Here is a 21,181-nt window from a genome sequence, read left to right as displayed (position 1 = left end):
TTATGTTAAGCGAAGAAGTTAAAACAGCCTACGATAATTTTTACACCAACAGCGATGTAGCCTGGCGCATGCTTGGTGCTAAATATAAGGCCAAAAACATTGTTGATGTTTGTAAAAGCATTCGACCGAAAAAGGTTTTGGAGGTTGGTGCTGGCGATGGTAGTATCTTGCATTTTTTAAATGATTGGAATTTTGCACCCGAGCTTTACGCCCTGGAAATCGCTAAAAGTGGTGTCGATATCATTAACGACAGAAAATTATCTCATTTAAAGGAAGCGCAGACTTTCGATGGATACAAAATTCCCTACGCAGACGATAGCTTCGATTTAATTATTCTTGCACATGTTTTGGAGCATGTAGAACATGAGCGTATCCTGCTTCGCGAACTGAAAAGGGTAGCCAAATATATTGTGGTTGAAGTGCCAAAAGATTACCGTTTTGGTGTAGATAATCGCATGAAACACTTTTTGGATTATGGCCACATTAATATGTACACGCCAACCTCATTGCGGTTTTTATTGCAAAGCGAAGGGTTGGAAATTTTGGAAGATAAGGTTTCGATGACAGCGCCAGAAACCGTAAAGTTTAATGAATTCATCAACAGGAAGGCCCCTAAAACCTTTACTAAAAATTTAAAGATCGAGCTGGAGTACAAAATTAAAAGAACGCTTGGCAATTTATTGGGCAGAAAGAAGCAGGAGCAATTCGCAAATGCCTATACGGTTTTAACGCAAAAGTCAGATCAAAATCTGCATATATTTTAATTAGTAAATCTCTTTAAGTCGTCATCCTGAATTTATTTCAGGATCTTTAAATAGGGATGCTGAAATAAATTCAGCAAAACGTATCTGAAAAATGATGAAAAAAAAACATCAATGCAAAACCTAGCACCAATAGCCCTTTTTGTTTACAATCGTCCGCAGCATACCGAACGTACCATAAAATTTTTGCAGGAAAATGATTTAGCCGGCAAAAGCAATTTGTTTATTTTTTCTGATGGCGCAAAATCAAAATCAGAAGAAGAAAATGTTGCGAAAGTAAGAGCGCTGATTAACCAAGTTGACGGTTTTAAATCTGTAAAGGTATTTGAGCGAAGAGAAAATGCTGGTTTGGCGAATTCTGTTATAGAAGGCGTAACTAAACTGATTAAGGATTACAATCAGGTGATTGTTTTGGAAGATGATTTGATTACCTCACCGCATACCCTAAGCTATTTTAACGATGCTCTAAATCGCTATCGCGATGAAGAAAAAGTAATGCATATTGGCGCTTACATGTATCCTTTAAAGGCAGAGGATTTACCGCAATCATTTTTTTACAGAGCCGCTACCAGTTGGGGATGGGCTACCTGGGGAAGAGCATGGAAGAATTTCGAGCCCAACATTGATACGCTCATCAAACAATTTGATAAGAAGAAAAAATCCGCATTTTCGATAGAAAATAAAATGAATTTCTGGAAACAGATGCTCGAATTTAAAAAAGGCAAAAACAACAGTTGGGCCATTCGCTGGTATGCTTCCATATTTTTGAAAGGCGGCTTAACCTTAAACCCATCACTATCTCTGGTGAATAACATTGGGCATGACGGAACTGGTGTGCATTCGGGAATCAACGATATTTATAACGTGGTAATCAACCCAAAACCTATTACTGAATTTCCAGGGGTGATAGAAGAAGATAAAAAGGCCTATCAAGTCATCAAGCGCTTTCTATCTACCAGAAAAGGAAATATGGTTTTGAGGGTGAAACGTTTTGTAAGAGAAAAGTTAGCGCAATATTTTTCTAAATAATCAAATTTATTCTTAGTAATTTGGCTTACCGAAGCTAATAATATGAGAATAATATCCCTGTTTTTACTATTCCTTTCAGTAACTACCTATGCTCAAAATGCGCCTGAACCTTATGGCGCCCTTCCATCAAAAAGACAGCTTGGCTGGCACGATGTAGAAGTGTACGGCTTAATTCATTTTACACCTACTACTTTCGAGAATAAAGAATGGGGTTTTGGTGATGCAGACCCAAAAACATTTAATCCAGCTAATTTCGATGCTGAACAAATTATTGCCGCAGCTAAAGCAGGTGGATTAAAGGGAATTATCCTGGTAGCCAAGCACCACGATGGTTTCGCGTTATGGCCAACCAAAACAACAGATTATAATATTACTAAAAGTCCGTTTCGAAACGGAAAGGGAGATTTGGTAAAAGAAGTGGAGCAGGCGGTAAGAAAAGCTGGCTTAAAGTTCGGCATTTATTGCTCGCCCTGGGACAGGAATAATCCGCTTTATGGCACCGATAAATATTTAGCCATCTATCAGGCGCAGCTTAAGGAATTATACGGCAACTACGGAGAATTATTTATGAGCTGGCACGATGGTGCAAATGGTGGTGACGGTTATTATGGTGGAGCCCGAGAAAAACGGTCTATTGATAACACAACCTATTATGACTGGACAAATACCTGGGGCATCACCAGAAAAATGCAACCTATGGCCAATATTTTTAGTGATATCGGACTAGACATCAGGTGGGTGGGAAACGAAGACGGGCATGCCGCGGAAACCAATTGGGCTACTTTTACGCCCATGCCACCGAAAGGAAAAAATGTTGCAGTACCTGGTCAGGCAAACTATCCTGAGAGCCCTGAGGGAATAAGAAACGGTAAATTTTGGATGCCTGCAGAATGTGATGTTCCTTTGCGAAAAGGCTGGTTCTATCATCCTACCGAAAAGCCAAAATCTCCTGAAATGCTTTTCGACCTGTATTTAAAAAGCGTTGGACGAGGTGCCGGATTGGATTTAGGCTTAGCGCCCGATACACGGGGGCAGTTACATGATGATGATGTGTTAGCACTAAAAACGTTTGGGGAAATGGTTAAAAAAACGTTCGCGAATAATTTGGCCAAAAATGCAAGCATCACGGCCAGTAATACGCGGGGAAAAGGTTATCTAGTAGATAAGTTGATTGATAATAATAAGGAAACTTATTGGGCCTCAACAGATAATAACCATACTGCAAGCCTGGAGATTAATTTGAAATCGCCTAAAACATTTGATATTGTTAGCCTGCAAGAATACATCCCGCTTGGGCAAAGAGTAGAAGCTTACAATATTGAGATATTGGAGAACAACAGCTGGAAAAAGATTTACGATGGAACCAGTATTGGCGCAAAGAGATTAATCAAATTTGATCAGCCCCTAACCACAAAGAAAGTGAAGATCAACATTACTCAATCTCCGGTTTGTATCACCTTGAGCGAAATAGGATTGTATAAAAAAAGTTTATAAAGGTTTTTTTGCTTGCAGAATAATATAAGGCGATAAAGCCTGGCTTTCAAAGGGAATAATTTTAGTGAAAACTTTACCAGTTAACCATACGGCTTTTTTAAAAAGCTTAACACCGGCAGATTTTTGGCTTTCGTTTTCGAGCCAAACACTAAACCTGCCAAAGTAGCCTGATTTAACTTCGTTCATCCCGGCTTTTTCGCAAATCGATTTTAGCAAATCGGGGTTCATGCTATCAATGTTATGCTTATCGTAATTTTCTTTATCGAAGTTTTTTTGGAACCAGCCATTTACCGCTTTAAAGTTTGGAAGAGTGATAAAAAGTGTTCCACCGGGCTTTACAAAGGCAATGTGGCGGCTTATAATATCGGCTGTATCATTAAAATGCTCAATTAAACCACAACTTAAAACCAAATCATATTGCTGATCTGGGTAATAATTGAATAAGTCGGTTTCTATAATATGAATATCTTTTTCTTTCAAGCCATTCTTTTCCAATAAATCGACTACCACTGGAGGATGAATAAAATAATCCAATAGCGTTACCTCTAACTTGAGATATTTCTTCAAAAAAACGGCGTAATAACCTGGAAACCCGCCAAGTTCAATAGCTGTTTTAACATTATTTTGAGCTACAATTTCTCCGAGCTGGCGATGGAATACATAATTTGCTGGAATTTGGACTGCAAGTCCTTTTTTACTTTCCCAATAATTTACCCAAAAATCCCTGTCAGTTAATAAATTCGCCATATCTTAAAATAATTCCAAAGGCCAAAGAAACGGAAAAGAATATTAAAATAGAAAGGTGATATTGCTATATGGCTGAATTGTTTGTTACGAATTGCCGATAATAAAACAATTTAGCCATATAACAATCTAATTATTTCAAATCTTTTAAAATCTCGGCAACAGCTTTTTCCAACTGCGGATCTTTATTGGCCAATCGATCTTCGAAGGTATTTTTTACGAAAATATCTGGCTTAACTCCTTCGCTTTCGAGGTTCTTACCATCCATCGTATAACATCCCCATGAAGGTAAACGGTAAGATGATCCATCAACCAAACTTTTAGCTGAAGTAAAAATAATCCAACGGTAAGTTTCAGTTCCAATGATTTTACCCAATTTCAATTGCTTAAAGCCAGCAGCAGTCATTTCTGCATCGCTGAGCGATTGTTCATTGATAAGCAATACAATCGGTTTTGCTGCCGGACCGAAGTTGCTTTGCGGTGCCAATTTACCACCGCGGTACTTCCACTGCAGATACGGACGTTGTGAAAGAAACTTCAACACTTCATCATGTACATTGCCTCCTGTATTATAACGTAAATCTAAAATGATGGCATCTTTTTTTTCTTCCTGAGCGACCATATCCAAAAGGAAAGTTTCCAATTCACCACCACCCATATTTTTCATATAAGAATAGGCAATGCGGTTATTCCCCCATTTATCTACATTCTTACGGTTGTTCGAGATCCACTCATCGTAAAGATTCCCCCGTAAAGTTCCGGCACTTTCAGGATGGATGTTTACATAAATCTGTTTACCTTTTCTATCAAAGGTCAAAGTCATCTCTTTATCTAAGGATGGCTTGCTGAAGTAGTAATCTCGATCAATATTTTTATCCACCTTAATGCCATTTACCTCGGTTAAAATATCTCCTGGTAAAATATTGGTTCCTGTACGTGCAGCATTGCTTTTTGCTGCAACCCGCTCTACTTTCAAGGGGTTTTCATTGTCGAAAATAATCCCGGTTTCGTTAGTGGTGTAAGTTAAATTCTTCCTTTCCTCGGCACCCGCACTATTAAAGCCCATGTGCGATGAATTCAATTCGCCCAGCATGTCGTTCAGTAAAATCCTTAAATCGCTACGGTTATTTACATAGGGAAGATAGGCCGCATAACGGGTTTTCATCTCCTCCCAATCTACACCATGAAATTTTTCATCGTAAAAATTTTCATCCAAACCCACCCATGTTTCATAAAACATTTGGTTAAATTCAGCATTTAGATTCCTTGTAAATTTATAGCCATGATCGATCTTATCAAGCTTATTCCCTTCTAGAGTATATTTATTGACCACACCTCTGGAAAGCACAAAAAACTTATCTCCAGCTTGAACCATTGAATAATCACCCCCATCTGCAACTTTTTCCGTCTTATTGGCTTCAAAAGGTTCAATAGTTGTTCTATAAATACCTGGTGCGCCACCCTCATGATTCGATGAATAAAAAACGTAGGTTTTATCACCTTTAGCAAAAGCATCTGTACCAAATTGCCCACCAAAAGCAGGACCAACCAGTTCAATTCTGTCGAGAATATCTTGCGTATTGATGGTAATTACGGCGGCGGGTTTAGGCGTTGGCTTTACTTCGGTTTTCTTTTTAGTGGTATCTGCCTTTCCTTTTTTGGCTTTGGTTTCAACAATTGCTGGCTTAACTTCGGCAGGTTTGGTTTCCTTAAATAAATCATCAAATTTATCCGAACGGTAAGGCTCATCGTAATTGTTCAAAGCCATGCGGTAAATGTGCGCATTCGACATTCCTGTTGGATAAGAGGGTTTCGTGCGGGCACTCGTAAAGAAAATGTATTTGCCATCTGGCGACCATGACGGGCCGGTTTCTGTTACGCCTGTATTCGTGAGGTTGATTGTAGTATTATTTTTTAAATGATGAACGACGATATCTTGCTCAAAATTTCGATAGACGGTAAATAAAACATATTCATCATTTGGAGAAAAACTTGGCGCTGAGTTTTGAAAAGCCCAAAACTCATCGGTTACCAGGGTTTTGCTATCAAAAGTTTTCAAATCCATTAACCTCAACTCGTTTCTACCACTTAAGTAAACCGCCATCGTTTTGGCTTTATTTAGGGTGATATCTCTATTGTTGGCTTTATCTTTTGTAAGTTGTTTAATCGTCCCTTTTCCATCGCCGGTAATGGTAAACCAGTTTTGAAAACCATTTGCTGTTTGACTAAAAAGAATAGTTTTATTATCAGCAAGCCACTTACATTCTAAGGCTCGCTCACCACTATTCGTAATTTTCCTAACGAACTTGCCATCAGCATCACTCACAAAAACTTCGCCCCGAGAAATAAAAGCGATTTTTTTTCCATCTGTCGAGGCATCAAAAGCTGAGATATTTGCCCGCACATCATACTCTTGCTCTTTGCTCAATACCTGGTTTCTTGAAGTGCTGATGCTTACTTTTTCTATTTTCTTAGCAGCAACATCATAGGTGTAGAGCTGATAATCCTTTTCAAAAACTACAATCGTTCCGTTTGCAGCAACAAATGGACGCTTGATAGAAGTTTCAAATTTGGTTAAGCCAGTTTTCTGTCCGCCAATAAAGGTGTAAAGATTATATTCTTCATTACCTTCATCAGATACGAAAAATACGTTGCCTTTGCGATCAACGCTGGTCCAAAAATCTTTTCCGATGTAATCGGTATAGCGCTTATAAGTTCTGGTTTTAGGATTGTAAGATTGAATATCAGGATTGTAAGCGCCTTTATAATGCTTGCGGTTAGGAAATCGCATACTTTCCCAGGTATCATTAAAAAACAATTCTCCTGTAGGCGACTCTGCAATATGGTGCGTAGTATTGAAATAGTTATTGAATAAACGTGTTGCCGTACCGCCATTAATACCCACCTTATAGCTTGAGAAAGAATTGTATCTACCTGAAGTGAAGTAGATTGTTTTTGAATCCCAACTCCAGTTATCCACTTCATCAGATGCATCATTAAAGGTAATTTGTTTAATCTCTCCCCCATTTATTGGCATCACATAAACATCATTATTTCCAAATTGGTTGGAAGAAAATGCCAGCCATTTCCCATCAGGAGAAACTTTTGGATTAATCTCCTCCCCTTGCATCGCCGTAACCCGATCGGCAACCCCACCTTTTACCGGCACTTTCCAAATGTCGCCATCATAACTGAATACTATGGTTTGCGCATCGGGCGTTAAAGCTGGATAAGATGCAAAATATGTTTGATTTTGAGCAAATGAATGGCAAGGCAACAAAAACGCCATTGCTGTGAGCGATTTTAATAGGGATTTGATCATGATTTTGTTAGTTTGGCTTTGGTAGGATGAAATTACACAACAGATTTTATATTCGTAAACAATAAAATGTATTTTTGATTGATTTGAAAGTTGTACACCTAAATACTTATGATGGAAATGGCGGAGCTGGCAGAGCCTGTTTACGCTTAAGCGATGCACTAAAAGCCAGCGGAATGGATTCAAAGGTTTTGGTTTACTATAAATTTGGGCAAAATCCAAAAATTGATACTTTCAGCAAAACACCGATTCAGAAAGCGATGGCCGTTTATAACATCTTATCAGAAAGATATTATGCAAAATGGTTAAGCAAATCGGTTAAAACGCCGTTTAGTTTGCAGTGGTTTGGTAAATCTATTAAAAACCACCCCGAGGTTAAAAATGCAGATATTATTCATTTGCATTGGATAAACCACGGTTTTCTTACGCCTAAGTTTTTAGCAGAGCTTGATGAATTGGAAAAACCAATCGTTTGGACTTTTCACGACAGCAATGCTTTTACAGGCGGTTGCCATGTAAGGTATGGCTGTGAAAATTTTCATCAGCAATGCGGAAACTGCCCTATTTTGAAGATAAATGGCGATAATGATATCTCTCATAAAACCTGGTTGAGCAAACAAAAAGCTTATGGCGAATTAAACTTCCATATTATAGCGCCCAGCAATTGGATGGCAAAATCTGTAAAGTTTAGCAGCTTGTTGGGTACCCGGAAAACTTCGGTGATACCGAACACCATCGAAACGAATGTGTTCAAGCCTTATGTAAAATCGGAGGCAAAAAAAATATTGAAAATTAACCCTGATAAATTTGTGTTAATGAGTGGTTTTATGCCCTCAAAAAACGACAAACACAAAGGAACGCCTTATTTAATTGAGGCGCTCGAAATTTTATCCCGGCGCACAGGCATTCAAAAATCAAATATCGAACTGGTTATTTTTGGAAATAAGGAGAACGCAGAAATGCCTGAGTTCCCATTCAAAACGACTTTCCTTGGCACCATTAATAAAGATGATCATTTGGCCAAATGTTATTCAGCCGCTGATGCCTTTATCACGCCATCTTTGGAAGATAATTTACCTAATACGGTGATGGAAAGTTTGGCTTGTGCCACGCCAGTAATCGCTTTTACTACAGGCGGAATCCCAGATATGGTAAAGCACATGCAAAACGGTTACCTGGCCAAATATGAAAATGCAGAAGATTTAGCCAATGGGATCGAGTGGCTGTATCATCGCCCAAATAAAGAAGCGATACAAAAGGCTGCAAGGTTAAGCATATTATCCGATTTCTCTGAAGAGGTAGTTGCAGCTGAACACATTCATTTGTATGAAACCCTGATCAATTTACAGCCGAAATAATATGGAACTCGCTAAAAGCCATCTTGATAATATTAAGGCCTTAAAATCGGCAATTTTACAGAGTCGTTACAGGGCAGCCGCTCTTGTTAATAAAGAACTTTTATCCCTTAATTTTGCGGTAGGTAAATTTATTTCCCAAAAAATTGAAGAGGAAAAATGGGGTGCAAAAGTTATCGAAAATCTATCAGCCGATTTACAACTTGAGCTACCAGGTTTAAGAGGATTTTCGGCAACCAATATGAAACGGATGAGACTCTTTTTTGAGTCGTGGGAAGAACATTTATTAATTAGTCCGTCAGTGACGGCCAAATTAAAAACCATTGATTTACAAGAGATTACATTTAGTCCGTCAGTGACGGCCAAATTAGAAAATAGTTTTTCAAACGTAAGTTTCACACATCACGTTGAGATATTACAAAGTACAAAATCGTTAGAAGAAAGAATCTTTTATATTCAAAAAACTGCTACAGAATTTTGGAGTCTAAGCACTCTGAAAAACCATTTAAACAATCAAACTTTTCAAAAAACTGGCAGCTTACCCAATAATTTTTCCAAAACAATTACAAATGATGAAGCTAGGCAAAAAGCGCTGCAATCATTTAAAGATGAGTACCTATTAGATTTCATTAATATCCAAGATAGTGATGAGAAAGATGAACGGGTTTTAGAAAGTGAAATCGTTCAAAATATCAAGAAGTTTTTAATGTCATTGGGATCAGATTTTGCTTTTATTGGCAATCAATATCGATTAATTGTAGAAGATGAGGAATACTTTTTAGACCTTCTATTTTTTAACCGGCGTTTACAATGTTTGGTGGTTTTTGAACTGAAAACCGGCAAATTTAAGCCTGAATATATGGGCAAAATGAATTTTTATTTATCCGCTTTAGATGAATATGTAAAGCAACCTCACGAACAACCATCAATTGGAATTATTCTCTGTAAAGAAAAGAAAAATAAGATTGTAGAGTTTTCTTTTAGAGATTTTAATAAGGCAATGGGTGTTTCTACCTATAAAACCAGTCATGTTTTACCAGCAGCATACAAAGGTGTTTTGCCAGATGTTGAAACCCTTAAAAAATTAATGGACTAAAAATGCCAAAATTAACTGTTATCACTATTGTGTACAATAATGTTCGGGATATTGAGCGAACAATCAACTCTGTGCTTAATCAAACCTATACACAAATAGAATACATTATTATCGATGGTAAATCTACAGACGGCACATTAGCAATTATCGAAACCTACAAAAGCAAAATTTCCAAAATCGTTTCAGAACCTGACAAAGGGATTTATGATGCGATGAATAAAGGCCTGGCTTTGGCTACGGGAGATTATGTTTTGTTTATGAATTCGGGCGATGAAATATATGATGAGCAAACCGTAGAGGATGTTTTTGCTTCGGCCCCAGGTGCTGATATTTATTATGGCGAAACGGAAATGTACAACGATAATTGGGAAAGCCTGGGACGAAGAAGACATGAGGCACCGGAAAAATTCGATTGGAAGAGCTTTAAATATGGAATGAACATTAGCCATCAGGCTATTTATATTCGCCGGAACATTATAGCCCCCTATGATTTAACTTACAAATACAGTTCAGATATCGATTGGATTATTAAGGCTGCCAAAAAAGCTTCAAGCATTGTGAATGTTCATCGCTATGTTGCCAAATATTTGGTTGGCGGAATGAGTAAGAAGAAACACCGCGAAAGCTTGAAAGAGCGGTTTAATATTTTTACTAAATATTATGGTTTGATTCCGAATATTTTTAATCACTTGGTTATTGCAGGTAATTTGGCTTTTTATTTTGTTAAGCATAGAAGAACGAATGATTAGCTAGTTCAGTAGTAATTGTTTATCATTCTCCTAAAAGCTCAAAAATCAGATCGCTCTTTCTCTATGGCTCAGCAGATACCTTCTAGCAGCTTAATTGTCATTCTGAATGCAGTGAAGAATCCTCAATCTACTAACCGATTTCCCAAATATTTATACTGTACAAAATTAAAGTTTAGCTTTCATCGCCTAGAGATTATTCATGCCTCAGAATGACAAAACTCCACACTCAATCGCAATTTCAAAAAACAAAAATTCCTATAAAGCTGTATTTAATACATCACCTATTAAAAACAGAAAGATTATGGGACAATTAAGTAACCGCACAATAGCTGTACTTTCAGAAAGCGGATTTGAAGAAGTTGAATTAACCGAACCAGTAAAAAGGTTAAAAGAAGAGGGGGCAACCGTTCACATCATCTCCTCTAAAAGTGGAAAAATTAAAGCATGGGATCAGGATCACTGGTCGATAGAAGTTGACGTAGATAAAACAATCTCGGAGGCGAATACTGATGATTACAATGGCCTGCTTTTACCAGGTGGTGTAATCAATCCAGACGAATTACGCATAAACGAAGACGCAATTGCATTCGTCAAATCATTTTTTTCCGCTGGAAAACCTGTTGCAGCCATCTGCCACGGCCCACAAACATTAATTAATGCTGATGTTGTGGAAGGCAGAAAATTAACATCTGTTAAAAATATTTCGCAGGATTTAATAAATGCTGGCGCTATTTGGAGCGACGAAGAAGTGGTTGTAGACCAGGGCTTGGTAACCAGCCGAACTCCAAAAGATTTGCCTGCATTTAACGATAAAATTGTAGAGGAATTTGCCGAAGGCGTACATGAAGGGCAACACGCCTAAATGTTTTGGACGCTCTTTCTAGATTCACTCAAAAAACGGTTGGCAATTTGTCAACCGTTTTATTTATAACTTAACCTGCCGGATGATATTTTTGATATTCAATTCAATAATATCCGTCATGTTTTTGCACCTCAAATAGTTCGTGTCCTTAAAATATTCGCTCATGCTTTGTTTCAAAATGGCGATATTTTCTGGCGTAGTTAACTCTTCCTTGTTCGAAACATCACGCAGATCGGTTAAACGGTGACGCTCACTGCGTACTCGGTGTACAATAGAAGACCGTTCTTCCTGCTGATATTGAAGTACGGTTTTTTCGGTCAGCTGTTCCATACTCATTTTAACATAGGGCAAATTTTCCTTAAAAAACTGAGGTAGGTAAACCTTCAAATTTCCTTCGTAGAATTGCTGGTCAAAGTCGATTGCCCGAATGCGAAATTGAATATCATCAAAGTCGGGTGTAATTTGAACTACAAAATTATACGCCCGCATATCGCCCAACAGCATAATTAAACAACGCTCATTAAATTTGACGAATTCTTTTGCAATTCGCGTCGGATTGAATTCTGGGGTATACAATTGTCCTTTTGTAAAAACATCACCTGGAATGCCTGCAATGTGCTCCTCTACCAAAGTATCGCCATCAACTAAATAATTCACTTGGTTTGGAGAAAGAATTTCCTCCATTTCAAGGCCATAAATACGCGAAGCATCAGCTTTTTTAATATAAAAATAATCGTAAACGTCATTTAAGCGATTAACTATTCTGATCCGGAAAGGATGTGTGTTGCCAAAAGTGCAGTACTCAATCTTATCAATGTATTTATGTTCAACGATGCGAAGATTTCCAGAAGCTTTGAGGTTGGCATATATTTCTTTTAAACCGTTATGCAGGGTTTCGATGAGATCCTGTGCATAAATCGGCCCCTCCCAAAGGGAGTCTTTGCCAAATTTATCCATTAAAGGGAAAGCCTCATTAAACTGCATCAAATCGTTATAACCGATAGGCAATTTTGCTTCACGCTGATAAGTACGAAGGTACTTTTGCAATGCTTGTGTAACCGGAAAAATCGGTTTCTTTTTCAGGATTTTTACGTCGTCATTTTCCATTAAAAGCAATGTAGGATTTTAAAAATTAAACGCAAAGAATTTAAAGCAAGCGCACAGAATGCAGAGCTAGATGTAAACCTTGTTTTTCTTTGCGAAAAATTTTGCGCCCTTTGCGGTTAAATAATTTTAAGGATAACTGAAAGTCAATCCAGCTAAATACCTGCTTATTTTCCGATATGGATAATCGCCACCACCACCCGCAGCAAACTGAACAATAATGGTATTCGTTTTAGGATCGATATAAAGCCGCTGCCCCAACATCCCTTCGGCAGCATAATCTCCATTTTCGCCCGTTTGAGGAACCCACCATAAATAATGATGAGCAGATTTCTGCCAGCCTTTTGCCGATGTCGGTTGCTCAGCGCCTATATTAATAGACTGTTTCACCCATCCTTCTGGAATAATTTGACGATTATTGTATTTTCCGTAGTTAAGATATAGTCGACCAATTTTAGCTAAATCGATAGCGGTAACCTGGAATCTGCTTGCAGTGTTGGCTAAACCATTAATATGGTCTAATCCAAAAGAAGCATTGTATTCAGTTCCTATTTTTCGCCAGATATTTTCTTCAAAAAATTGAGCCACAGATTTACCCGTGGCCTTTTCCAAAATCCAGCCCAATAGTATCGGGTCAATACTTTTATATTTCCAAACGGTACCGGGTTTATTTACCAGCCTCACTTTCATCAGTTCAGCTTTCATATCGTGGGTATAATAATATTTGGCTTCATCAGAAAAAAATGCTTTCAGAACACCACCAAATGCATCCTGAAACTCCAATCCCGATTTCATATCCAATAGGTTTTTAACGGTGATATGATCAAATGCCTGATTGGATTTTAACTCCGGAAGATAATCGGTAACCTTGTCGTCTAAACTTTTGATATCGCCATTGGCCAAAGCCACGCCAAGTAAAATAGAAACCATACTTTTGGCACCAGAAAATATAGAAGTTAAAGTGCTGTCGCTATAATCCGCAGCATATTTCTGATAGAGAATGCTATCATTTCGAATGACGATAAAGGCTTTTAATTTCCCATTTTGGAAATAATCAGCAAAAGAAACAAACTGTTTATCGCCATCCCGAACTTTCAAAGTATCAAGATCATTTCTCATTTTCGAAGCAGAAAAGAAACGAAAAACAGAATCGCTTTTATGTAAAATTTCTTGTGGAAAAGCCTTATAAGTATTGGCATCAGGCGTACGATACCATAAAACCCGCATCAAATATGGATGCCAAATAAATAGACCTGCGAAAATGAGAAGTACGACAAGGAAGAAGTAAAATAATGCCTTTTTGAAGATTTTCATCAATATAGATTCCAGCGACAAATATAAAAGATTATGCTTGTTGCTGAACTTCTTTATGCGAGAAACTCGCCGCTTTCTCTTTCGGTTTATATTTCCACCGACGGTGACTCCATAGCCAATAAGCAGGCTCCTCCCGGATAATTTCCTCCAAAAAACGAGTATGTAATTCTGTAATTTCGAATTCTTCTGTAGCTGATGGATTTAAGCAAAGCGGCACGCAATCTACTTCATAATATCCCCGTTTTAAAACCTTTACTTTGAAATAAAAAATGGGTTGATTGGTTTTCCTGGCAATTTTTTCGATGCCAAGCTGAATAGAGGCTTGCTGGTGCAAAAAGCTTGTCCAATAATGCGATTCATCTTTTGATGGCGCTTGGTCGTTGCCAAAGCTGAAGATACTGGCGGCACCTTTGCTGGCTGAAAGCGCCCGCATGGTTTGGCGCATTGGCACTAACCTATTCCCAAATCGGCTACGCACTTTCTTAAACCACTTATCAAAAGTTTTATTGCTTAAAGGCTTGTAAATAGGATAATGATCTGCATTGAAATTTAAGCCTATTCCTAAAGTGCCCCACTCCCAATTACCATAATGTGCTGAACATACAAGAATGCTTTCGCCCCGATCAAGATAGGCTTGTACGATTTCTTTATTCCTGAAAACAAATCGTTTTTCGATCTCCTTTTCCGAAATACTGCTCATCTTAACAATTTCGAAAATAAGTGTAGACAGGTATTTGAAAAAACGTTTCTCAATATGCTGGATTTCACTTAAAGTTTTATCTGGAAGGGCACGGGTTAAGTTAGTTCTAACTACTTTTTTACGGTAACCGAAAACGCGGTAAATGAGCACATAGCTGATATCAGCTAATGCATACAAGATGGGTAATGGCAGCAACGATAATACGCCTAAAAAAAATATTCCCAAACGGGAAATCCCCTTTTTAATCATATCAGATTAATTAATTCAAAAACTGAAAACACGATAAAAACTCAAAAAGATTTATGTGTTTGCCATTCTTATCAAAAACTTAAGCCAAACTAGCAGAAATGCCTCCCTCATTCTCCAATAAACTAATTGGTTTAGGCTGTGGTTTATATTTCCATCGGCGGTGGCTCCACAACCAATAAGCCGGCTTTTCCTCAATCAATTCTTCCAGGAAACGAGTATGCATTTCTGTGATTTCAAATTCTCGAGTTTGATTGGGATGTAAGCAGATTGGAACACAATCCACTTCATAGTAGCCTCTTTTTAAATAGTTGATTTTTAAATAAAACACTGGTCTATTTGTTTTTTTAGCAATCTTTTCTATGCCCAACTGAACCGAAGTTTCCTGATGTAAAAAGTTGGTCCAATAAATAGATTCGTCTTTTGATGGCGCCTGGTCGCTTCCGAAAGTGAACATACTGGCTGAGTTTTTACTAGCCTGAATGGCCCTCAAAGTTTGACGCATGGCAACCATGTTATTGCCAAATTTACTCCGCATTGTTAAAAACCAATGATCGAAACTTTCGCTGCTTAGTGGCTTGTAAATGGGATAGTGTTGCCCCGAAAAATTTAAACCAATTGCCATACACACCCATTCATAATTACCATAGTGCGACGAACAAAAAAGTACGCTTTCATTATTCTGAAGGTAAGCTTCGACTAAATCGGCATTTTTAAATTTTACACGTTTACTAAGCTCCCTTTTCGAGATGCTTTTCATTTTGATGATCTCGATAAACAGCGAGGATAAAAACTTGTAATATTCTTTTTCTATGGTTTTAAGTTCCGCAGCACTTTTATCTGGAAAAGCATGGTATAAATTCTCCCTCACCACTTTTCTACGATACTTAACAACGTAAAAAATCAATAAATAAAAAGCATCAGCTAATCTATACAGTAGAAATAGTGGTAAAAGAGAAAGTGCGTTTAATAAAAATATCCACAGAAAGGATAGGCTCTTATTAATCATAAATGGGATTGATTAGTTTGATAATGCCAGCAAAATTAAAAGGACAATTAAACCCATCTGCCATGGAAATGTTAGTTTTTTATTCTTAAAAGTTTTATGAAAAACCGCTGACAGAAAATCAATCGATCGATTGACTTTGAGGATTTCCAGTAGAAATTTTATGGCACGAGCTTAGGTTTTCTTAAACCTAAAATACCTCACCCTATCTAAGATTATGCTTTGGCAAAATGGTATCCATCCCGCTCCTTGAGGAGCGGGAAAGGAAAACCTGACTGCCCATTGATTTAATTGTTCTTATATTCCTTATAGGGTTAAAACCCCTCAAACCAAAAAAGCCCCGATTGACATCGAGGCTTTTGATATTATAATTGCCTTAGCGAACTATCTACCGTTATTTTTACGTTGTTGCTCTGTTAAAAGGATTTTACGTAAACGCATGCTTTGCGGTGTAACTTCGATATACTCATCAGCCTGGATATACTCCATAGATTCTTCTAGAGAGAATTTAATCGCAGGTGCAATACGAGCATTATCATCTGTACCAGAAGCACGCATGTTGGTTAACGCTTTTCCTTTAACGATGTTGATTACTAAATCGTTATCGCGGATGTGCTCACCTAAAATCTGGCCTTCGTAAATATCAGTTCCTGGATCTACAAAGAAACGACCTCTATCCTGTAATTTATCAATAGAATAAGCAGTAGTTGTACCTTTATCCATAGAAATTAATACACCATTTAAACGACCTGGAATTGCACCTTTCCAAGGCTCGTAAGCTTTGAAACGGTGTGCCATAATCGCTTCACCAGCAGTAGCGGTTAATACGTTGTTACGTAAACCGATAATACCACGAGAAGGAATTTCGAATTCTAAGTGTTGTAAATCGCCTTTTGGCTCCATAATTAACAACTCACCTTTACGCTGAGTTACCAATTCGATTACTTTACCAGCTACATCACCCGGAACATCAACAATTAAGGTCTCAACCGGCTCATGTTTTTTACCATCAATTTCTTTAACAATAACCTGTGGCTGACCAACCTGTAACTCATAACCTTCACGACGCATCGTTTCGATTAATACAGATAAGTGAAGAATACCACGGCCATAAACCAACCATGAATCAGCACCTTCAGTTTCAACAACTTTTAATGCCAGGTTTTTCTCCATTTCTTTCATCAAACGATCTTTGATACGTTGAGAAGTCACTAATTTACCTTCTTTACCGAAGAAAGGAGAGTTATTGATGGTGAACAACATGTTCATTGTTGGCTCATCAATGCTAATTACTGGTAATTGCTCTGGCGCCTCGAAATCAGCGATTGTATCACCAATATCAAAACCATCAATACCAACAACTGCACAAATATCACCAGAACTAACTTCCTGAGTACGGATTTTTCCTAAACCTTCGAAAGTATAAAGTTCTTTAACTCTTGTTTTAACAATTTTGCCATCACGTTTAATTAAAGTAACCGGTTGGTTTTCTTTAATAGTACCACGGTGAACACGACCGATTGCAATACGACCTACGAAAGATGAATAATCTAACGAAGTAATTTGCATCTGTAAAGTTCCATCGTTAATTGGTGCAGGTGGAATGTTAGCCACAACAGCATCTAACAATGCGAAAATATCTGTAGTTGGTTTCTGCCAGTCAGTACTCATCCATCCTTGTTTAGATGAACCATAAATTACCGGGAAATCCAATTGATCTTCAGTTGCCTCAAGATTAAAGAACAATTCGAAAATTTGCTCATAAACCTCTTCAGGACGACAGTTTTCTTTATCCACTTTGTTTACCACCACAATCGGTTTTAAACCCAATGCCAAAGCTTTTTGCGTTACGAAACGTGTTTGAGGCATTGCACCTTCAAAAGCGTCGCAAAGTAAAAGTACACCATCAGCCATTTTTAAAACACGCTCTACCTCACCGCCGAAATCCGCGTGACCAGGGGTATCGATAATGTTGATTTTTACATCTTTATATTGTACTGATACGTTTTTAGATACGATAGTGATCCCACGTTCACGCTCTAAATCGTTGTTATCTAATATCAATTCTCCCTTTTGTTCGTTATCACGAAAAACAGAACAAGAGTGTAAAATTTTATCAACCAAAGTGGTTTTACCGTGGTCAACGTGTGCTATAATAGCTATATTTCTAATCTTTTGCATAAAATGCGCCTATAAATTTGGCGCAAAGATAGTGTTTAAAAATGGGAATTCTACTATATGAGCCACTATTTAATGCTATGATAATGTTGTAATTATCTCATCTTTAATTAGAAAAGCAATTGAAGTAGCACTTAGGTTTGCTTCGGTCCCGCTGTACACTATAGTCCTCATAAAAATTCGGAGCTGCCGTTGCCATCGGGTTTAAATCGCTACGCTGTTCCAACTATTAATGTTATAAAAGCAAGTGCCAACAGCTTATCGAGCGTTCAACCATTCCGGATAAGAAATCACTCCTAATTCCGGTTTAGCATCCCCTTCCAAAATCGCAATAAATTCCAAAGCATGGCCATCGGGATCGTTAAAATAAACCGCGATAGCGGGCATCCATGCAAAAACCATGGGTTGGCTATCATTAGTCTTAAGGAAATTATAGGGCTGCAATCCTCTAGTCTTTAAAAAATCTACTGATTTCTCCAATACATCTTCAACATCACATGTGAATGCAAAATGACGGATATCAATTTCTTCTTTTAGCTTTTCCCAAATGCCCAACATCGCTTCTTTCGGTTTACCTACCCAGAAAAAAGCAATTTTGCGCTCCGCCTCGTAATGGCATTGAGTGAGTCCTAAAACATTACTATAGAAATCGATAGATCTTTCTAAATTTTCTACATAAATATGCGTTTCAAATAGTCCTTTAATCATGTGGTGAAGGTATGGCTTTATAAAAGCTATTGAAAATCACCATTGTTGATGTGCCTATAAGAAATATCGATATAAAATTTATGGGTTACCGAACAATGATTTCTGGCATTAACAGTAATGAATAAAAGATTTTTAAGATATGCAGCAAGGGTAACGGTGGTATTTCTATCGTTTATAGCCTTTTATTTCCTTGCTGCTTTTATACTGTCGCGGATTACGGTAAATGGGAAACCAGTACCGAGCAATGACGTTTCCATCTACATCATAAGCAATGGCATTCATACTGATATTGCAGTACCAGCAACACATATGCTAAAAGATTGGACGAAAGAAATTAAATACAACCATACTGTACATGCAGACAGCACCTACAATTACCTGGCTTTTGGCTGGGGCGATGAGAAGTTTTACCTTGAAACCCCTGAATTTTCAGACCTTAAACTGAGCACCGGCCTTCGGGCAATTACTGGCTTAAGTACTTCAGCAATGCATACCAGCTACTATCATACTCCCGTTGAGGATCAGCATTGTAAAAAGATTATCATCAGCAAAAAACAGTATCAGCAGTTAATCAACTACATTACCGCTAGCTTCCTTACTGATGAAAAGGGGCAATTCATAAACATTGGTTCGGAAATCCATTATGATGATACCGACGCTTTTTATAAAGCGAAAGGCAGTTACAGCATTTTTAAAACCTGCAACACGTGGGCAAATAGCGCATTAAAAAGCTGCGACCAAAAGGCCTGCCTTTGGACAATCTTCGATACGCCAATTCTCAATAAATATCAGTAGACTACTAAACTTCAAATGCCCAATCTAAAAAGGCAGGCATCACGCTTTCCCAAGTAGGCACATCATGTTTACCGCCAACTTTTTCATAGTAAAATATATTTTCAGGGCGCTTGTAGCCTTTCCTCAAAAGAGATTTTACTACATCAATGGTATCATCAATAGAATCGATAATTAAGTTTTTGTTCCGATCGGCTTTTTCATCCTCAGTACCAGTCATTAACCAGAACTTCATATCAGGTTTTGTAGAAGTAGAATCAATAAGTGCATGCATGATCCGATCTGCATCCGTATAGCCTTCGGTTAAATCTTTCTTTCTCCACCAGAAAGCGCCCGAAAACACACCTATCACATCGAAAACCAATGGGTTATTCCAGGCAATATCAAAAGCTGATAAACCACCTAAAGAAAAACCAGCAAAACCAACTCTTCCAGTAATGGGCATGGCAATTTTCTTCTTTACAGAAGGCAAAAGCTCCTTAATTACAAAATCGGTATATAAATTTGCTTTGGCTCCGCGTCCTTTAAAATCAGGAACGCCTGCAACCCCATACTCCATTAATCGTTCAATAGATGCCCTAATGGCAACAACAATTAACCTATGATTTCTCTTATTGTGATGTGCTTCCTGTAAAATTGTGCTAAAATCCATCTTTGCTACATCTTGCCCATCGTTTAGCAAAAGGAGTTCTATTTTCTCATTGCCTAACATGCCTTCAGGTGCATATATATCTATTTCAACCTCCCGCTTCAAATAAGCAGATGGTATCTTAAAATTACTCGTATTAACTTTTACTGATAAAATTGTTGTGTACATAATATTCTAACCCCCAATCGCTCGGCACAGTTTGGTAAAAAGTACAAATGTACAAATCTTGATAAACTATCAATTAAAGGCGGCCATTTTTTACGAAATCCTTTATTTTAAAACGATTACATTCTTTTTGTTGAATTAAATTTCTATCTTAAAACATTCAATTTTATATATGGTTAAAGAAGAACATAAAAAGTGGTACAGCCCAAATTTAAGTGCTGAAATCGACATGCTCATCTTCGGTCACGGTGGTATCCCTATTCTACTGTTCCCAACGAGCATGGGGCGATATTTTGAAAACAAAGACTTCAAATTGATAGATTCTGTTGAGGGTTTTATCAATGAAGGAAAAGTTAAGATTTATTGCCCAGATGGCATTGATAAATTAAGCTGGTACAACAAAAGCATACATCCCGCAGATAGAGTAAAAAATCACATTTGGTACGACAAGTATCTACTGGAGGAAGTTGCACCTTTAGCCAGACATGAAACCGGGCACAGCAAAATTATTACTGCTGGCTGTAGTTTTGGTGGGTACCATGCGGCCAATTTTGCTTTCAGGCATCCCTGGCTGGTGAGCCATATGTTTAGCATGAGTGGCGCATTTGATATAAGTGGTCAGTTAGATGGATTTTATAATGATGATGTTTATTTCAACAATCCGGTTGATAATTTGATGAACAACAGCAATCCTGAACTTCATTACATGAAAATAGTTTTGGGTACTACAGATAGAGATATGTGCCGGCCAGACAATGAACGGTTATCGGGCATACTTGCACAAAAAGGCATCAATCATTGGCTAGATATCCGCCAGAATGCCGACCATGACTGGCCAATTTGGAGAGAAATGTTTCCCAATTATATTGCGCAATTATAACTGCGGCAGTCAAACAATTTAGCGAAAAAA

Annotated in this window: 18 protein-coding genes; 9 read left to right on the top strand and 9 right to left on the bottom strand. The window is 37.8% G+C overall.

Going from position 1 to position 21,181, the window contains the following annotated elements; translation table 11 throughout:
- Window positions 1-2: 2 nt before the first annotated feature.
- From ASE92_RS14470 to ASE92_RS14460, 3 genes are all read left to right on the top strand, one after another.
- Window positions 3-764, top strand: a complete 762-nt coding sequence (locus ASE92_RS14470; protein WP_056850812.1) for a class I SAM-dependent methyltransferase — start codon at window positions 3-5, stop codon at window positions 762-764.
- Between the two features lie 111 nt (window positions 765-875).
- Window positions 876-1,790: a glycosyltransferase gene (locus ASE92_RS14465; RefSeq protein ID WP_056850811.1), complete on the top strand. Its 915-nt coding sequence runs from the start codon at window positions 876-878 to the stop codon at window positions 1,788-1,790.
- A 42-nt stretch (window positions 1,791-1,832) separates the two neighbouring features.
- Window positions 1,833-3,284: an alpha-L-fucosidase gene (locus ASE92_RS14460; protein WP_056850810.1), complete on the top strand. Its 1,452-nt coding sequence runs from the start codon at window positions 1,833-1,835 to the stop codon at window positions 3,282-3,284.
- Here ASE92_RS14460 and ASE92_RS14455 read toward each other — a convergent pair.
- Together ASE92_RS14455 and ASE92_RS14450 are read right to left on the bottom strand one after the other, a co-directional pair.
- Complete coding sequence (locus ASE92_RS14455) at window positions 3,279-4,031, bottom strand: methyltransferase domain-containing protein (protein ID WP_056850809.1); 753 nt, start codon at window positions 4,029-4,031, stop codon at window positions 3,279-3,281. The genes ASE92_RS14460 and ASE92_RS14455 overlap by 6 nt on opposite strands.
- 130 nt (window positions 4,032-4,161) lie before the next feature.
- The gene (locus ASE92_RS14450) at window positions 4,162-7,350 is read right to left on the bottom strand and encodes a S41 family peptidase (protein WP_056850808.1); all 3,189 of its coding nucleotides are present in this window, start codon (window positions 7,348-7,350) and stop codon (window positions 4,162-4,164) included.
- Window positions 7,351-7,424: 74 nt separating this feature from the next.
- Here ASE92_RS14450 and ASE92_RS14445 point away from each other — a divergent pair, with 74 nt between their 5' ends.
- The 4 genes from ASE92_RS14445 (at window position 7,425) to ASE92_RS14430 (ending at window position 11,409) form a co-directional block, all read left to right on the top strand.
- A complete protein-coding gene (locus ASE92_RS14445) occupies window positions 7,425-8,705 on the top strand; it encodes a glycosyltransferase (RefSeq protein WP_082455071.1) in 1,281 nt (426 codons plus the stop codon).
- A gap of 1 nt (window position 8,706) precedes the next feature.
- Window positions 8,707-9,798, top strand: coding sequence for a YhcG family protein (locus tag ASE92_RS14440; protein ID WP_056850807.1), 1,092 nt, complete (start codon window positions 8,707-8,709; stop codon window positions 9,796-9,798).
- A 2-nt stretch (window positions 9,799-9,800) separates the two neighbouring features.
- Window positions 9,801-10,547, top strand: a complete 747-nt coding sequence (locus ASE92_RS14435; protein WP_056850806.1) for a glycosyltransferase family 2 protein — start codon at window positions 9,801-9,803, stop codon at window positions 10,545-10,547.
- 301 nt (window positions 10,548-10,848) lie between these two features.
- Window positions 10,849-11,409, top strand: a complete 561-nt coding sequence (locus ASE92_RS14430) for a type 1 glutamine amidotransferase domain-containing protein (RefSeq protein ID WP_056850904.1) — start codon at window positions 10,849-10,851, stop codon at window positions 11,407-11,409.
- Between the two features lie 63 nt (window positions 11,410-11,472).
- Here ASE92_RS14430 and ASE92_RS14425 read toward each other — a convergent pair whose 3' ends face one another.
- From ASE92_RS14425 to ASE92_RS14400, 6 genes are all read right to left on the bottom strand, one after another.
- On the bottom strand, window positions 11,473-12,516 hold the full coding sequence (locus ASE92_RS14425) for a hypothetical protein (protein WP_056850805.1): 1,044 nt from the start codon (window positions 12,514-12,516) through the stop codon (window positions 11,473-11,475).
- Between the two features lie 126 nt (window positions 12,517-12,642).
- Entirely contained in the window at window positions 12,643-13,827 is a 1,185-nt protein-coding gene (locus ASE92_RS14420) for a serine hydrolase (protein ID WP_082455070.1), read from the bottom strand.
- A 31-nt stretch (window positions 13,828-13,858) separates the two neighbouring features.
- The gene (locus ASE92_RS14415; protein WP_056850803.1) at window positions 13,859-14,776 is read right to left on the bottom strand and encodes a lysophospholipid acyltransferase family protein; all 918 of its coding nucleotides are present in this window, start codon (window positions 14,774-14,776) and stop codon (window positions 13,859-13,861) included.
- A gap of 79 nt (window positions 14,777-14,855) precedes the next feature.
- A complete protein-coding gene (locus ASE92_RS14410; protein WP_056850802.1) occupies window positions 14,856-15,782 on the bottom strand; it encodes a lysophospholipid acyltransferase family protein in 927 nt (308 codons plus the stop codon).
- A gap of 381 nt (window positions 15,783-16,163) precedes the next feature.
- Window positions 16,164-17,960 carry a translational GTPase TypA gene (typA, locus tag ASE92_RS14405; protein ID WP_056850801.1) on the bottom strand — a complete coding sequence of 599 codons (1,797 nt, stop codon included), beginning with the start codon at window positions 17,958-17,960 and terminating at the stop codon, window positions 16,164-16,166.
- A 255-nt stretch (window positions 17,961-18,215) separates the two neighbouring features.
- A complete protein-coding gene (locus ASE92_RS14400; RefSeq protein ID WP_056850800.1) occupies window positions 18,216-18,665 on the bottom strand; it encodes a VOC family protein in 450 nt (149 codons plus the stop codon).
- Window positions 18,666-18,782: 117 nt separating this feature from the next.
- On the opposite strand from ASE92_RS14400, the gene ASE92_RS14395 reads away from it, so the two are divergent.
- On the top strand, window positions 18,783-19,460 hold the full coding sequence (locus ASE92_RS14395) for a TIGR02117 family protein (protein WP_056850799.1): 678 nt from the start codon (window positions 18,783-18,785) through the stop codon (window positions 19,458-19,460).
- 4 nt (window positions 19,461-19,464) lie between these two features.
- On the opposite strand, the gene ASE92_RS14390 is transcribed toward ASE92_RS14395, so the two are convergent.
- On the bottom strand, window positions 19,465-20,274 hold the full coding sequence (locus tag ASE92_RS14390) for an esterase family protein (RefSeq protein ID WP_056850798.1): 810 nt from the start codon (window positions 20,272-20,274) through the stop codon (window positions 19,465-19,467).
- 169 nt (window positions 20,275-20,443) lie between these two features.
- On the opposite strand from ASE92_RS14390, the gene ASE92_RS14385 reads away from it, so the two are divergent.
- The gene (locus ASE92_RS14385) at window positions 20,444-21,151 is read left to right on the top strand and encodes an esterase family protein (RefSeq protein ID WP_056850797.1); all 708 of its coding nucleotides are present in this window, start codon (window positions 20,444-20,446) and stop codon (window positions 21,149-21,151) included.
- Window positions 21,152-21,181 lie beyond the last annotated feature (30 nt).

The sequence above is a fragment of the Pedobacter sp. Leaf41 genome (assembly GCF_001422545.1).
Lineage (GTDB): Bacteria > Bacteroidota > Bacteroidia > Sphingobacteriales > Sphingobacteriaceae > Pedobacter.
This window is presented reverse-complemented; position numbering and strand designations above follow the sequence as displayed.

Excerpts from the sequence above, each read along its gene's own strand:
- ASE92_RS14470 (WP_056850812.1), top strand. The coding sequence starts at position 3 with ATGTTAAGCGAAGAAGTTAAAACAGCCTACGATAATTTTTACACCAAC.
- ASE92_RS14465 (WP_056850811.1), top strand. The coding sequence starts at position 876 with ATGCAAAACCTAGCACCAATAGCCCTTTTTGTTTACAATCGTCCGCAG.
- ASE92_RS14460 (WP_056850810.1), top strand. The coding sequence starts at position 1,833 with ATGAGAATAATATCCCTGTTTTTACTATTCCTTTCAGTAACTACCTAT.
- ASE92_RS14455 (WP_056850809.1), bottom strand. The coding sequence starts at position 4,031 with ATGGCGAATTTATTAACTGACAGGGATTTTTGGGTAAATTATTGGGAA.
- ASE92_RS14450 (WP_056850808.1), bottom strand. The coding sequence starts at position 7,350 with ATGATCAAATCCCTATTAAAATCGCTCACAGCAATGGCGTTTTTGTTG.
- ASE92_RS14440 (WP_056850807.1), top strand. The coding sequence starts at position 8,707 with ATGGAACTCGCTAAAAGCCATCTTGATAATATTAAGGCCTTAAAATCG.
- ASE92_RS14435 (WP_056850806.1), top strand. The coding sequence starts at position 9,801 with ATGCCAAAATTAACTGTTATCACTATTGTGTACAATAATGTTCGGGAT.
- ASE92_RS14430 (WP_056850904.1), top strand. The coding sequence starts at position 10,849 with ATGGGACAATTAAGTAACCGCACAATAGCTGTACTTTCAGAAAGCGGA.
- ASE92_RS14425 (WP_056850805.1), bottom strand. The coding sequence starts at position 12,516 with ATGGAAAATGACGACGTAAAAATCCTGAAAAAGAAACCGATTTTTCCG.
- ASE92_RS14420 (WP_082455070.1), bottom strand. The coding sequence starts at position 13,827 with ATGAAAATCTTCAAAAAGGCATTATTTTACTTCTTCCTTGTCGTACTT.
- ASE92_RS14415 (WP_056850803.1), bottom strand. The coding sequence starts at position 14,776 with ATGATTAAAAAGGGGATTTCCCGTTTGGGAATATTTTTTTTAGGCGTA.
- ASE92_RS14410 (WP_056850802.1), bottom strand. The coding sequence starts at position 15,782 with ATGATTAATAAGAGCCTATCCTTTCTGTGGATATTTTTATTAAACGCA.
- typA (WP_056850801.1), bottom strand. The coding sequence starts at position 17,960 with ATGCAAAAGATTAGAAATATAGCTATTATAGCACACGTTGACCACGGT.
- ASE92_RS14400 (WP_056850800.1), bottom strand. The coding sequence starts at position 18,665 with ATGATTAAAGGACTATTTGAAACGCATATTTATGTAGAAAATTTAGAA.
- ASE92_RS14395 (WP_056850799.1), top strand. The coding sequence starts at position 18,783 with ATGAATAAAAGATTTTTAAGATATGCAGCAAGGGTAACGGTGGTATTT.
- ASE92_RS14390 (WP_056850798.1), bottom strand. The coding sequence starts at position 20,274 with ATGTACACAACAATTTTATCAGTAAAAGTTAATACGAGTAATTTTAAG.
- ASE92_RS14385 (WP_056850797.1), top strand. The coding sequence starts at position 20,444 with ATGGTTAAAGAAGAACATAAAAAGTGGTACAGCCCAAATTTAAGTGCT.